This is a genomic window from Stenotrophomonas sp. 2YAF22 (assembly GCF_052114665.1).
GTDB classification, from domain to species: Bacteria; Pseudomonadota; Gammaproteobacteria; order Xanthomonadales; family Xanthomonadaceae; genus Stenotrophomonas; species Stenotrophomonas indicatrix.
This window is the reverse complement of sequence record NZ_JBFRFE010000038.1, coordinates 1-13,300: the sequence shown is the minus strand read 5'-3', so window position 1 is coordinate 13,300 and position 13,300 is coordinate 1. Positions and strand designations below refer to the sequence as shown.

Genomic DNA, 13,300 nt, shown 5'->3' with positions numbered 1-13,300 from the left:
CCGTAAACCCATCCATGGGGGCTTGGCCGCGGCATCCATGCCGCGGACACCCCGCCATCCGACACCTCCCCGCCTTCGACAGCTCCCTGCGGCTGTTGGTAGGTGTCGACCTTGGTCGACACGATCTATCCAGGTCATGCGTGGATGAGATCTGTCAGATCTCGAAGCAGGGGAGGGGGCCAAAGCTCCGCTTTCGCTTTTGCTTTTGATCTTCTTTTTTCTTTCCGTGGCGGGCGGACCGCCGCAATGTGTCATGGGCCGGGCGGGTGGGGCTGGCGAGGGTGTCCGCGGCATGGATGCCGCGGACAAGCCCCCAGGGATGGGTTCACGGCGTCCCTCGCCGGTCCCGCCCGCCCGGCCAACCCCACAAATCCAGCCGGGGCTCTCCGCGACCAACCCCCAACCCCCGCCACGAGGGGCTGCGCCGTTGGCTGAAAATCCATGTAACCGCTTACACGGAAACGGTTTTTTGCCGCAGCAGGTATCATGGGCGGCTGAGTTCACACAGGAGCCACCCGCTCATGCGCCGCAAGATCGTCGCTGGAAACTGGAAGCTGCACGGCAGCCGTCAATTCGCCACCGAACTGCTGGGGCAGGTCGCTGCCGGGCTGCCCAAGAGCGGGGTGGAGGTGGTCATCCTGCCGCCGATGCCCTATCTGGGTGAGCTGGTCGAAGACTTCGGCGAGACCGGCTTGGCCTTTGGCGCACAGGACGTCAGCAGCAACGAGAAGGGCGCCTACACCGGTGAGGTCTGTGCGGCCATGCTGCACGAGGTGGGTGCCCGCTATGGTCTGGTCGGCCACTCCGAGCGCCGCCAGTACCACAACGAGAGCAGCGAACTGGTCGCGCGCAAGTTCGCCGCCGCCCTGCATGCCGGCCTGGTGCCGGTACTCTGCGTCGGTGAAACCCTTGAGCAGCGCGAGGCCGGGCAGACCGAGTCGGTCATCGCCAGCCAGCTGGCCCCGGTGCTCGAGCTTGTCGGGGCCGCAGGCTTCGCCAATGCCGTGGTCGCCTACGAGCCGGTCTGGGCGATCGGAACCGGCCGCACCGCAACCAAGGAGCAGGCGCAGCAGGTGCACGCGTTCATTCGTGGCGAAGTCGCGCGCATCGATGCTAGAATTGCTGATTCACTGCCCATTGTTTACGGCGGTAGCGTGAAGCCCGACAATGCCGGGGAACTGTTCGCGCAGCCGGATGTCGATGGTGGGCTGGTTGGTGGTGCCTCCCTGGTGGCCGCCGACTTCCTGGCCATCGCAGAGGCGGCGGCAAACAATTAGTTACGGTTGCCGGCTAGCCGCCGGCACTCTAGTCCGAGGGCGGATTTCCAATGCTGATGTTGATCCTCAATGTCGTCTACGTGCTGGTTGCCGTAGCCATGGTCGCGCTGATCCTGATGCAGCGTGGCTCGGGTGCGGCGGCAGGTTCGGGCTTTGGCGCTGGCGCCTCGGGGACCGTGTTCGGTGCGCGTGGCGCGTCCAACTTCCTGTCCAAGTCGACCAAGTGGCTGGCCGTGGTGTTCTTCGGCATCAGCCTCTTCATGGCCTGGTACGCCGGCCATGGCAACCGCCCGGCCGCCGATCAGGATCTGGGTCTGATGTCCGCCCCGGCGGCCAGCGCTCCGGCCGCTCCGGCGGGCGAATTGCCGGCCGTTCCGAAGGCCGATGCGGTCCCGGCCGCCCCGGTTCCGGCCGCAACTGTGCCGGCTCAGGCGGAATCTTCGGTTTCTGGTGAAGAAAAGCCTTCGGAAGGCTCCCAGAAAGACTGAAGCCGGTTACAATACGCGGCGCATCGGGAAGATAGTCTGATGTGATCGTTTGCCCAGGTGGCGGAATTGGTAGACGCACTACCTTGAGGTGGTAGCGACTTAGGTCGTAGGGGTTCGAGTCCCCTCTTGGGCACCATTTAGTAAGTAAAGCGGGTTGGTCTGGCGCGCAAGGCGCCAGGCAGCTTCCCGTCCACTCCCCCATGCCAAAGCGCCTGCAGGCGCAGCGGCAGAGGCAAGAGAGAATCGCTGTGCTGGCCGAATATTTGCCGTCTCTGCTGTTTCTGATCGTTGCCACCGGTATCGGCATTACGCTGATGCTGGTTGGTCGATTCCTCGGTCCCCGCCGCCCCGATCTGGAAAAGCTGTCGCCGTACGAGTGCGGCTTCGAAGCCTTCGAAGACGCGCGTATGAAGTTCGACGTGCGCTACTACCTGATCGCGATCCAGTTCATCGTCTTCGACCTGGAAATCATCTTCATCGTGCCGTGGACGCAGGTCTTCATGGAGCTTGGCGCGCGTTCGCTCGTCACCATGGGTCTGTTCGTCGGCATGCTGTTCCTCGGTTTCATCTATGTCTGGAAGAAGGGAGCGCTGGAATGGGAGTGATTCAGACTCTCGATGGCCTGATGACCAATCCTGTCCCGGAAGGGCGGGTTGACGACATCCTGCGGCCGGAAGGCGACAACCCGCTGCTGGAAAAGGGCTTTGTCACCACCAGCGTCGATGCGCTGCTGAACTGGGCACGCACCGGCTCGATGTGGCCCATGACCTTCGGTCTGGCCTGCTGTGCGGTCGAAATGATGCACGCAGGTGCGGCGCGACTGGATCTTGACCGCTACGGCGTGGTGTTCCGCCCGTCGCCGCGCCAGTCCGACGTGATGATCGTCGCCGGCACCCTGGTCAACAAGATGGCCCCGGCGCTGCGCAAGGTCTATGACCAGATGCCCGATCCCAAGTGGGTGATCTCCATGGGCAGCTGCGCCAACGGTGGTGGTTACTACCACTATTCCTATTCTGTGGTGCGCGGCTGTGATCGCGTGGTGCCGGTGGACATCTATGTCCCGGGCTGCCCGCCGACCGCCGAGGCGCTGGTGTACGGGATCCTGCAGCTGCAGAAGAAGATCTGGCGTACACAGACCATCGCCCGCTGACCCCTTCACCTGACAAGAGCGCGCCAAGCCCCCATGGCAGAGCAAGCATCCTTCATCGACCGACTCTCCGCACGTTTCGCAGGTGCGAAGGTCATCGTGGTCGAACCCCGCGGCGAAGTGACGCTGGAAGTGCCTGCCGCTGAGTGGCACGCCACCGCCCTCGCGCTGCGTGACGAGTTTGGTTTCGAGCAGGCCGTGGACCTCTGCGGCGTCGATTACCTCGGTTATGGCTCCGATGAGTGGGACACCGCCGACGTGTCCTCGCAGGGCTTCAGCCGCGGTGTCGAAGGCAAGGCCCAGGGCCGCTTCGCCTGGGGCGAATTCCCCAGCGAGGAGAGCGCCGACGGCGCCCGCCCTCAGCACATGCCGACCCAGCGCTTTGCCGTGGTCGCACAGCTGCGTTCGTACCAGCACAACCTGATGATCCACCTGCGCTGCTTCGCGCCTGACGAAGCGCTGCCGGTGGTGTCCTCGCTGACCAGCATCTGGCCGGGGCTGAACTGGTTCGAGCGCGAAGCGTTCGATCTGTATGGCGTGATCTTCGAAGGTCACCCGGACCTGCGCCGGATCCTGACCGACTACGGTTTCGTCGGTCATCCGTTCCGCAAGGACTTCCCGCTGATCGGCAACGTCGAAGTCCGCTACGACGAAGAAAAGAAGCGTGTCATCTACGAACCGGTCACCTCGGTGGAGCCGCGCGTCGGCGTGCCGCGCRTGATCCGCGACGACGCCCGCCTGCAGACCGCTGCCGGCGAGCGCTCGCAGGAGGCAGTGAAGTGAGTCACGTACACCAGGCCGGCGAAGCATTCGCCAGCAATGCTGCCGAAAGCCGGCAGGAAATCCGCAACTACACCATGAACTTCGGCCCGCAGCATCCGGCTGCGCACGGTGTGCTGCGCCTGATCCTGGAGATGGACGGCGAGACCATCATGCGTGCCGACCCGCACGTGGGTCTGCTGCACCGGGGCACCGAGAAGCTGGCCGAATCCAAGCCCTTCAACCAGTCGATCGGCTACATGGATCGCCTGGATTACGTGTCGATGATGTGCAACGAGCRCGCCTACGTGCGCTCGATCGAGACCCTGATGGGCATCGAGGCGCCGGAGCGCGCGCAGTACATCCGCACGATGTTCGACGAGATCACCCGCATCCTGAACCACTTGATGTGGCTGGGTTCCAACGCGCTCGACCTGGGTGCGATGGCGGTGATGCTGTACGCCTTCCGCGAGCGCGAAGAGCTGATGGACTGCTACGAAGCGGTCTCCGGCGCGCGCATGCACGCGGCGTACTACCGTCCGGGCGGTGTCTACCGCGACCTGCCGGACCACATGCCGAAGTACAAGGAATCGCGCTGGCACAAGGGCAAGGCCCTGAAGAACCTCAATGCCTCGCGCGAAGGTTCGCTGCTGGACTTCCTGGAGAACTTCACCAATGAGTTCCCGGGTCGTGTCGACGAATACGAGACCCTGCTGACCGACAACCGTATCTGGAAGCAGCGTACCGTCGGCATCGGCGTGGTCACCCCGGAGCTGGCCCACCAGTGGGGCATGACCGGCGTGATGCTGCGTGGCTCGGGCGTCGCCTGGGATCTGCGCAAGAAGCGCCCCTATGCGAAGTACGATGCCGTCGATTTCGACATCCCGCTGGGCAAGGAAGGCGATTGCTACGATCGCTACCTGTGCCGCGTTGCCGAAATGCGCGAGTCCAACCGCATCATCAAGCAATGCGTGGCATGGCTGAAGGCCAACCCCGGCCCGGTCATGGTCAAGAACTTCAAGGTCGCTCCGCCCAAGCGCGAGGACATGAAGGACGACATGGAAGCGCTGATCCATCACTTCAAGCTGTTCAGTGAAGGCTATTGCGTGCCGGCCGGCGAGACCTACGCCGCGGTTGAAGCGCCCAAGGGCGAATTCGGCTGCTACCTGGTTTCCGACGGCGCCAACAAGCCGTTCCGCGTACACCTTCGTGCGCCGGGCTTTGCCCACCTGTCCTCGATCGATTCGATCGTGCGCGGCCACATGCTGGCCGACGTGGTGGCGATGATCGGTACCTACGATCTGGTGTTCGGCGAGGTTGACCGGTAATGCCGTCCGCCACGCCAACGCCCGCTGCAGGCAGCCGGCGCAAGCCGGCGCCGCAGTTTCTGCAATTTCACGTTATGCATTTCGCTGAGGTCGGCCGATGAAGGCGACAGGTAATTTCGAGGCGGCGCGCGACGTCGACCCGATGGTGGTGTTGAGCGACAAAACCCGCGCTCACATCGATCACTGGCTGTCCAAGTTCCCGCCGGACCGCAAGCGCTCTGCCGTGCTGCAGGGTCTGCATGCTGCCCAGGAGCAGAACCAGGGCTGGCTGACCGACGAGCTGATCGCCGGCGTGGCCAAGTACCTGGACCTGCCGCCGGTGTGGGCCTACGAGGTTGCCAGCTTCTACTCGATGTTCGAGACCGAGAAGGTGGGCCGCAACAACGTGGCCATCTGCACGAACATCAGCTGCTGGCTCAATGGCGCCGAAGACATCGTGCGCCATTGCGAGAAGAAGCTGGGCATCAAGAACGGTCAGTCGACCGCTGACGGCCGGGTCTACCTCAAGCGCGAGGAAGAGTGCCTGGCCGGCTGCGCGGGTGCACCGATGATGGTCATCAATGGTCACTACCATGAGCGTCTGACCCTGGAAAAGGTCGACGAGCTTCTGGACGGGCTGGAGTAAGGGCATGGCACATCACCACGAATCCAAGGGTCCGGTCGGCCCCGCGCCGCTGCCGCACCAGGTGGTCTACACCACCCTGCATTACGACACCCCGTGGTCGTACGAAAGCTATCTGAAGACCGGTGGCTACGCTGCCCTGCGCAAGATCCTCGAAGAGAAGATCCCGCCGGAGCAGGTCATCGAGATGGTCAAGGCCTCGGGCCTGCGCGGCCGCGGCGGCGCCGGTTTCCCGACGGGCCTGAAGTGGTCCTTCATGCCCAAGGGCAACGTGCAGAAGTACATCCTCTGCAACTCGGATGAATCCGAGCCGGGCACCTGCAAGGATCGCGACATCCTGCGCTACAACCCGCATTCGGTGGTCGAAGGCATGGCGATTGCCTGCTACGCCACCGGTTCGACCGTGGGCTACAACTACCTGCGCGGTGAATTCCACCACGAGCCGTTCGAGCACTTCGAGCAGGCCCTGGCCGATGCCTATGCAAACGGCTGGCTGGGCAAGAACGTGCTGGGCTCGGGCGTGGATATCGACATCTAYGGCGCMCTSGGYGCCGGYGCCTACATCTGCGGCGAAGAAACCGCGCTGATGGAATCGCTGGAAGGCAAGAAGGGCCAGCCGCGCTACAAGCCGCCGTTCCCGGCCAATTTCGGCCTGTATGGCAAGCCGTCGACGATCAACAACACCGAAACCTACGGTTCGGTGCCGGCGATCATCCGCAATGGTCCGGAATGGTTCAAGGGCCTGAGCCTGACCGCCAATGGCGGCCCGAAGTGCTTCTCGGTGTCCGGCTGCGTGCAGAAGGGCGGCAACTTCGAAGTGCCGCTCGGTACCACCTTCGACGACCTGCTGGAAATGGCCGGCGGCCTCAAGCCGGGTCGCAAGCTCAAGGGCGCGATCCCGGGCGGCGTGTCCATGCCGGTGCTGACCGCGGCCGAGCTGAAGGGCCTGCCGATGGACTACGACACCATCCGTGCGCTGGGCTCCGGCCTGGGCTCCGGTGCGGTCGTGGTGCTGGATGACAGCGTCTGCTGCGTCAAGTTCGCCTGCCGCATCAGCCAGTTCTTCCACAAGGAATCCTGTGGCCAGTGCACCCCGTGCCGCGAAGGTACCGGCTGGATGCACCGCGTGCTGGAGCGCATCGTCGCCGGCAAGGCCACGATGGAAGACCTGCACCAGTTGAAGACCGTGGCCGGCCAGATCGAAGGCCATACCATCTGTGCGTTCGGCGAAGCGGCGGCATGGCCCATCCAGGGCTTCCTGCGCCAGTTCTGGGACGAATTCGAGTACTACATCGTCAACGGTCATTCGATGGTTGACGGCAAGAAGGTGGAGGCAGCCGCTGCATGAGCGCGCAACCCATAAATCCCAGCGTGCCACCGGACCACGTCACCATCGAGATCGATGGCAAGTCGCTGGTCGTGCCCAAGGGTTCGATGATCATCCAGGCCGCCGACAAGGCGGGCATTTCGATTCCGCGCTTCTGCTACCACGAGAAGCTGCCGATCGCTGCCAACTGCCGCATGTGCCTGGTGGATGTGGAAAAGTCGCCGAAGCCGGCACCGGCCTGCGCCACGCCGGTGATGGAAGGCATGAAGGTCGCCACCCGCAGTGAAAAGGCGCTGAAGTTCCAGCGCTCGGTGATGGAGTTCCTGCTGATCAACCACCCGCTGGATTGCCCGATCTGCGATCAGGGCGGCGAGTGCGAACTGCAGGACGTGTCGCTGGGCTACGGCCGTTCGGTCAGCCGCTTCAACGAGCGCAAGCGCGTGGTGGCCGACGAGGACATGGGCCCGCTGGTCGCCACCGAGATGACCCGCTGCATCCAGTGCACCCGCTGCGTCCGCTTCACCGCCGACGTTGCCGGTACCTATGAACTGGGTGGCATGTACCGCGGTGAAAACCTGCAGATCGGCACCTACGACGGCAAGCCGCTGACCACCGAGCTTTCGGGCAACGTGGTCGACGTGTGCCCGGTCGGCGCGCTGACCAACAAGGTGTTCCAGTTCCGTGCCCGTCCTTGGGAACTGACCGCGCGCGAATCGCTGGGCTACCACGACGCGATGGGCTCGAACCTGTTCCTGCACGTGCGTCGCGGCGAAGTGCTGCGTACCGTGCCGCGCGACAACGAGGCGGTCAACGAGTGCTGGCTGTCCGATCGTGACCGTTATTCGCACCAGGGCCTGTACAGCGAAGACCGTGCGGTCAAGCCGCTGCGCAAGGTCAATGGCGAGTGGAAGGAAGTGAGCTGGGCTGAAGGCCTGGCCGCGGCCGCCGAGATCCTCAAGGCCAACCAGGGCGACAACCTGGGCGTGCTGGTGCATCCGTCGACGTCGAACGAAGAGGGCGCACTGCTGGCCCGCCTGGCCACCGGCCTTGGTTCGGCCAACATCGACCACCGCATCAACAACCGCGACTTCTCCGACGCCGCCACTGCCGACGTGTTCGGCCTGCCGCTGGCCGAGATCGAAGGCGCGGACCGCATCGTCGTGCTGGGCAGCAACATCCGCCACGAGCTGCCGTTGCTGCACGCCCGCCTGCGCAAGGCGCAGACCCAGAACGGCGCGAAGATCCACGTGGTCAACCCGGTCGACTTCGACTTCGCGTTCAGCGTTGCCGGCAAGCAGATCGTGGCGCCGTCGAAGTTCGCCGATGCGCTGGCCAACGCCGAGCTGCGTTCGGCGGTGCAGGGTGGTACCAATACCGTGCTGATCGTCGGTGGCATCGCCGAGAACCATCCGCAGGCTGCCGCGATCCGCGCCGCTGCGCGTGATTTCGCCGCCGCCACCGGTGCCAAGCTGTGCCGTATCCCGCAGGGCGCCAACGCGATCGGCCTGAGCCGCGCCGGCGTGCTGCCGGCCGGCAAGGACGTGGCCGCGATGCTGGCCGATCCGCGCAAGGCCTACGTGGTCTACGGTCTGGAACCGGGCCTGGACTTCGCCGATGCTCCGGCCGCGCGCAAGGCGCTGGTCGGCGCACAGGTGGTGGCCTTCAGCCAGTTCGCCTGCGCCTCGACCCGCGACGTTGCCGACGTGATCCTGCCGATCGGTGCGCTGCCGGAAATCGATGCCACCCTGACCAACCTCGATGGTCGCGAGCAGTCGGCGCGTGCCGGCGGCAAGCTGCCGGGCGAGGCCCGCGAGGGCTGGCGCGTGCTGCGTGCACTTGGCGGTGAGCTGGCCGTGGCCGGTTTCGAGTTCATCGACCTGGCCGGCCTGCGCGCCAGCCTGGCACCGGTGAACGTGCAGGTGTCCGCTTCGGCACAGCCGGTGCAGGCGGGCGAGGGCATGGAAGTGGCCTCGACCGCTGCGATCTACCGCACCGATGCGGTGGTCCGTCGCGCCCCGGCGCTGCAGTCGCATCCGCTCAACAACGCCCCGCGCATCGTGCTCAACGCTGACGATGCCGCCCGCCTGCAGCTGCAGGAAGGGCAGATGGCCAAGGTCGGCACCGATGCCGGCAAGGCCACCCTGCCGGTGGTGGTCGACGCCCGCGTCGCTGCGGGTTCGGTCTGGATTGAATCGGGCCACGGCGCAACCGCGCCGCTGGGTGCCGCTCGTGTTTCGGTGGTGGCTGCATGAACGAATTGCTGATTAACGCGGTCGATCCGCTGCACCAGTGGCTGCTTGGCCTGGGTGACATCGGCGCGCTGATCTGGATCATCCTGAAGATCCTCGTGATCACCGTCCCGGTGATCGTCTCGGTGGCCTTCTACGTGGTCTGGGAACGCAAGCTGATCGGCTGGATGCACGTCCGCCACGGCCCGATGTATGTGGGCATGGGCATCTTCCAGGCCTTCGCCGACGTCTTCAAGCTGCTGTTCAAGGAAGTCCTGCAGCCCAGCAGCGCCAACAAGGCGATCTTCCTGCTGGCGCCGCTGATCACCCTGGCCCCGGCCTTTGCGGCGTGGTCGGTGGTGCCGTTCGACAACCAGCTGGTGCTGTCCAACGCCAACGCAGGTCTGCTGTACCTGCTGGCGATGACCTCGCTGGGCATCTACGGTGTGATCCTGGCCGGTTGGGCCTCCAACTCGAAGTACGCGTTCCTTGGTGCCATGCGCGCCTCGGCACAGATGATCAGCTACGAAATCGCGATGGGCTTTGCCCTGGTCGGCGTGATGATCGCTTCGGGCAGCCTCAACCTCAGCAACATCGTGGCGGCCCAGGCCGGCAGCTCCGGCTTCTTCGACTGGTTCCTGATCCCGCTGTTCCCGCTGTTCATCGTGTACTGGGTGTCCGGCGTCGCCGAAACCAACCGCGCGCCGTTCGACGTGGTGGAAGGCGAGTCGGAAATCGTCGCCGGCCACATGGTCGAGTACTCCGGCGGTGCGTTCGCACTGTTCTTCCTGGCCGAATACGCGAACATGATCCTGATCAGCTTCCTGATCTCGATCTTCTTCCTCGGCGGCTGGCTGAGCCCGATCCAGGGCTGGGTCAACCCGGGCGAGATCTCGCCGTTCATCGACTGGATCTGGAAGGGCGGCTGGCCGTGGCTGTTCGTCAAGGTCTTCTTCTTCGCCAGCGCCTACATCTGGTTCCGAGCAAGCTTCCCGCGCTTCCGCTATGACCAGATCATGCGCCTGGGCTGGAAGGTCTTCATCCCGCTGACCATTTTCTGGATCGCGGTTACCGCCGTCATGGTGTTCTTCGGCGTGATTCAAAAGGGCGTCTAAGTGATGAACAGGATTACCCATTACTTCAAGAGCCTGCTGCTGCTCGAACTGCTGGCCGGTCTCTGGCTGACGCTGAAGTACAGCTTCAAGCCGAAGTACACGATGATGTACCCGATGGAGAAGTTCCCGCAGTCGCCGCGCTTCCGTGGCCTGCACGCCCTGCGCCGTTATCCCAACGGTGAAGAGCGCTGCATCGCCTGCAAGCTGTGCGAAGCGGTGTGCCCGGCATTGGCCATCACCATCGATTCGGCCAAGCGCGAGGACGGCACCCGCCGTACCACCCGCTACGACATCGATCTGTTCAAGTGCATCTTCTGCGGCTTCTGTGAGGAAAGCTGCCCGGTGGACTCGATCGTCGAGACCCACATCCTCGAGTACCACTTCGAGAATCGTGGCGAAAACATCGTTACCAAGCCGCAGCTGCTGGCCCTGGGCGACCGTCTCGAATCCGAGATCGCCGAGCGTCGTGCCGCCGATGCCGCTTACCGCTGAGGTCGAGAGATGGATTGGGTAAATATCGCTTTCTGGGTCTTCGCCATCGCGGCAACGGTTTCGGCCGGTGCGGTGATCAGCGTGCGCAACCCCGTGCACGCCGTCCTGTGCCTGGTGCTGACCTTCTTCTCCATCGCCTGCGTGTGGCTGCTGGTCGGCGCCGAGTTCCTCGGCGTGGCACTGGTGCTGGTTTACGTTGGTGCGGTGATGGTGTTGTTCCTGTTCGTGGTGATGATGCTCGACATCGATCCGGACAAGCTGCGTGAAGGCTGGGTGCGCTACCTGCCGGTCGGCCTGATCGTGGCCGTGGCGATGCTGGTGCAGATGCTGATCCTGATCGGCGTGAAGGGCAGGACGGTCAACCCGTTCCCGGCCGACAACGCCGCCGCGCTCGCCGCCGACAGTTCCAACGTCACCTGGCTGGCACGCAGCCTGTTCACCGAGTACCTGCTGCCGTTCGAGTTCGCCGCCGTCATCCTGACCGTGGCCGTGGTCGCCGCGGTGATGCTGACCCTGCGCCGTCGTGAAGGCCTGAAGACGCAGAACCCGTCGCAGCAGACCATGGTCAAGGCGCACGACCGCCTGCGCGTGGTCAAGATGGACGCCGAGCAGCCGCAGATCCACAGCAACACCAAGCCGGTCGCGGGCGACGAGGAGACCAAGGCATGATCTCGATCACTCTGGGCCACATCCTGGCGCTGGGCGCGGTGCTGTTCTGCATCAGCCTCGCCGGCATCTTCCTCAACCGAAAGAACATCATCGTCCTGCTGATGTCCATTGAGTTGATGCTGCTGTCGGTCAACATCAATTTCGTCGGGTTCTCGCGGGAACTGGGGGACACGGCCGGCCAGCTGTTCGTGTTCTTCATCCTGACCGTGGCTGCTGCCGAGGCCGCCATCGGCCTGGCGATCCTGGTGACCCTGTTCCGTACACGCCGAACGATCAATGTCGGCGAAGTCGATTCGTTGAAGGGCTGATCCACAGATGGAAATCACTCTCTCCAAGAGTCTGTTGATCGCAGTGGTGCTTGCACCGCTGTTCGGCAGCATCATCGCCGGCCTGTTCGGTCGCCAGGTCAAGCGCTTCGGTGCGCAGACCATCACGATCCTCGGTGTCGCGGTTGCCTGCGGCCTGTCGATGCACACGCTCTACCAGCTGTTGTGGGGCGGGGCGCAGCCGTTCAACCAGAACCTGTACACGTTCTTCGAAGTCGGCCAGTACTCGGCCCACGTCGGTTTCATGGTCGACAAGCTGACCGCGATGATGATGGTGGTGGTGACCTTCGTGTCGCTGCTGGTCCACATCTACACGATCGGCTACATGCAGGACGATCCGGGCTACCAGCGGTTCTTCAGCTACATCTCGCTGTTCACCTTCTCGATGCTCACCCTGGTGATGAGCAACAACTTCCTGCAGCTTTTCTTCGGCTGGGAAGCAGTGGGCCTGGTGTCGTACCTGCTGATCGGCTTCTGGTTCAAGCGGCCGACCGCGATCTTCGCCAACATGAAGGCGTTCCTGGTCAACCGCGTCGGTGACTTCGGCTTCCTGCTGGGCATCGCCGGCGTGCTGTGGGTGTTCGGTACCCTGGACTACTCGCAGGTGTTCTCGCAGGCTGGCATGCTCGCCGACCCGCGCGCACAGCTGCAGATCTGGGACGGCACCATGTTCGGCATGCAGCTGCTGAACGAGCCGGTGATCTGGTCGATCGCCACCGTCATCTGCATCGGCCTGTTCATCGGTGCCATGGGCAAGTCGGCCCAGGTTCCGCTGCACGTCTGGCTGCCTGATTCGATGGAAGGCCCGACCCCGATCTCGGCACTGATCCACGCCGCGACGATGGTGACCGCCGGTATCTTCATGGTCACCCGCATGTCGCCGTTGTTCGAGCTGTCGCAGACCGCGTTGAACTTCATCCTGTTCATCGGTGCCACCACCGCGTTCTTCACCGGCCTGATCGGCATCGTGCAGAACGACATCAAGCGCGTCGTCGCGTACTCCACGCTGTCCCAGCTGGGTTACATGACCGTGGCGCTGGGYGTGTCGGCRTACTCTGCTGCCGTGTTCCACCTGATGACCCACGCCTTCTTCAAGGCGCTGCTGTTCCTGGGTGCCGGCTCGGTCATCATCGCGATGCACCACGAGCAGGACATGCGCAAGATGGGCGGCCTGCGCAAGTACATGCCGATCACCTTCATCACCATGTGGATCGGTACCCTGGCGCTGGTCGGTACGCCGTTCTTCTCCGGCTTCTACTCGAAGGACACCATCATCGAGGCGGCCGAGATCCATGCTCACATGCAGAACAGCTGGGTGGCCACCTATGGCTACTGGGCGGTGCTGGGTGGCGTGCTGGTGACCAGTTTCTACAGCTTCCGCCTGCTGTTCCTGACCTTCCACGGCAAGGAACGCTTCCGCGACGCGCACGATGACCATGGTCATGGACATGACGATCACCATGCTGCCGACGCCCACCACGCTGATGCGCATGACGACCACGGTCATGGCCACGGTCCGCAT

14 protein-coding genes and 1 tRNA gene are annotated in these 13,300 nt (G+C 63.9%); all 15 read left to right on the top strand.

Annotated elements, in window-relative coordinates; all coding sequences use genetic code 11:
• Window positions 1-521: 521 nt before the first annotated feature.
• Window positions 522-1,277, top strand: coding sequence for a triose-phosphate isomerase (gene tpiA, locus AB4Y84_RS03110; RefSeq protein WP_336030507.1), 756 nt, complete (start codon window positions 522-524; stop codon window positions 1,275-1,277).
• A 50-nt stretch (window positions 1,278-1,327) separates the two neighbouring features.
• Window positions 1,328-1,765 carry a preprotein translocase subunit SecG gene (gene secG, locus AB4Y84_RS03105; protein WP_025876192.1) on the top strand — a complete coding sequence of 146 codons (438 nt, stop codon included), beginning with the start codon at window positions 1,328-1,330 and terminating at the stop codon, window positions 1,763-1,765.
• 51 nt (window positions 1,766-1,816) lie between these two features.
• Window positions 1,817-1,901 (top strand) — tRNA-Leu (locus AB4Y84_RS03100).
• Window positions 1,902-2,013: 112 nt separating this feature from the next.
• Window positions 2,014-2,370 carry an NADH-quinone oxidoreductase subunit A gene (locus AB4Y84_RS03095; RefSeq protein ID WP_005414075.1) on the top strand — a complete coding sequence of 119 codons (357 nt, stop codon included), beginning with the start codon at window positions 2,014-2,016 and terminating at the stop codon, window positions 2,368-2,370.
• The gene (locus AB4Y84_RS03090) at window positions 2,361-2,915 is read left to right on the top strand and encodes a NuoB/complex I 20 kDa subunit family protein (RefSeq protein ID WP_089236302.1); all 555 of its coding nucleotides are present in this window, start codon (window positions 2,361-2,363) and stop codon (window positions 2,913-2,915) included. The genes AB4Y84_RS03095 and AB4Y84_RS03090 overlap by 10 nt, the downstream gene beginning before the upstream one ends.
• Window positions 2,916-2,948: 33 nt before the next feature.
• Window positions 2,949-3,695, top strand: coding sequence for an NADH-quinone oxidoreductase subunit C (locus AB4Y84_RS03085; RefSeq protein WP_442249755.1), 747 nt, complete (start codon window positions 2,949-2,951; stop codon window positions 3,693-3,695).
• The gene (locus AB4Y84_RS03080; protein ID WP_442249754.1) at window positions 3,692-4,999 is read left to right on the top strand and encodes an NADH-quinone oxidoreductase subunit D; all 1,308 of its coding nucleotides are present in this window, start codon (window positions 3,692-3,694) and stop codon (window positions 4,997-4,999) included. The genes AB4Y84_RS03085 and AB4Y84_RS03080 overlap by 4 nt, the downstream gene beginning before the upstream one ends.
• A gap of 97 nt (window positions 5,000-5,096) precedes the next feature.
• The gene (gene nuoE / locus AB4Y84_RS03075; RefSeq protein ID WP_025876204.1) at window positions 5,097-5,624 is read left to right on the top strand and encodes an NADH-quinone oxidoreductase subunit NuoE; all 528 of its coding nucleotides are present in this window, start codon (window positions 5,097-5,099) and stop codon (window positions 5,622-5,624) included.
• A gap of 4 nt (window positions 5,625-5,628) precedes the next feature.
• A complete protein-coding gene (gene nuoF / locus AB4Y84_RS03070) occupies window positions 5,629-6,969 on the top strand; it encodes an NADH-quinone oxidoreductase subunit NuoF (RefSeq protein WP_025876206.1) in 1,341 nt (446 codons plus the stop codon).
• On the top strand, window positions 6,966-9,200 hold the full coding sequence (gene nuoG / locus AB4Y84_RS03065) for an NADH-quinone oxidoreductase subunit NuoG (protein WP_442244074.1): 2,235 nt from the start codon (window positions 6,966-6,968) through the stop codon (window positions 9,198-9,200). Before nuoF ends, nuoG begins: the two co-directional genes overlap by 4 nt.
• Window positions 9,197-10,291, top strand: coding sequence for an NADH-quinone oxidoreductase subunit NuoH (nuoH, locus tag AB4Y84_RS03060; protein ID WP_089236297.1), 1,095 nt, complete (start codon window positions 9,197-9,199; stop codon window positions 10,289-10,291). Before nuoG ends, nuoH begins: the two co-directional genes overlap by 4 nt.
• A 3-nt stretch (window positions 10,292-10,294) precedes the next feature.
• Window positions 10,295-10,783: an NADH-quinone oxidoreductase subunit NuoI gene (gene nuoI, locus AB4Y84_RS03055; protein ID WP_005417924.1), complete on the top strand. Its 489-nt coding sequence runs from the start codon at window positions 10,295-10,297 to the stop codon at window positions 10,781-10,783.
• 9 nt (window positions 10,784-10,792) lie between these two features.
• Window positions 10,793-11,452: an NADH-quinone oxidoreductase subunit J gene (locus AB4Y84_RS03050; protein WP_312786570.1), complete on the top strand. Its 660-nt coding sequence runs from the start codon at window positions 10,793-10,795 to the stop codon at window positions 11,450-11,452.
• The gene (gene nuoK / locus AB4Y84_RS03045; protein ID WP_032951897.1) at window positions 11,449-11,760 is read left to right on the top strand and encodes an NADH-quinone oxidoreductase subunit NuoK; all 312 of its coding nucleotides are present in this window, start codon (window positions 11,449-11,451) and stop codon (window positions 11,758-11,760) included. The genes AB4Y84_RS03050 and nuoK overlap by 4 nt, the downstream gene beginning before the upstream one ends.
• Window positions 11,761-11,767: 7 nt before the next feature.
• Window positions 11,768-13,300: NADH-quinone oxidoreductase subunit L (gene nuoL, locus AB4Y84_RS03040; protein ID WP_442249753.1), on the top strand; the 1,533-nt coding region annotated here is incomplete at its 3' end.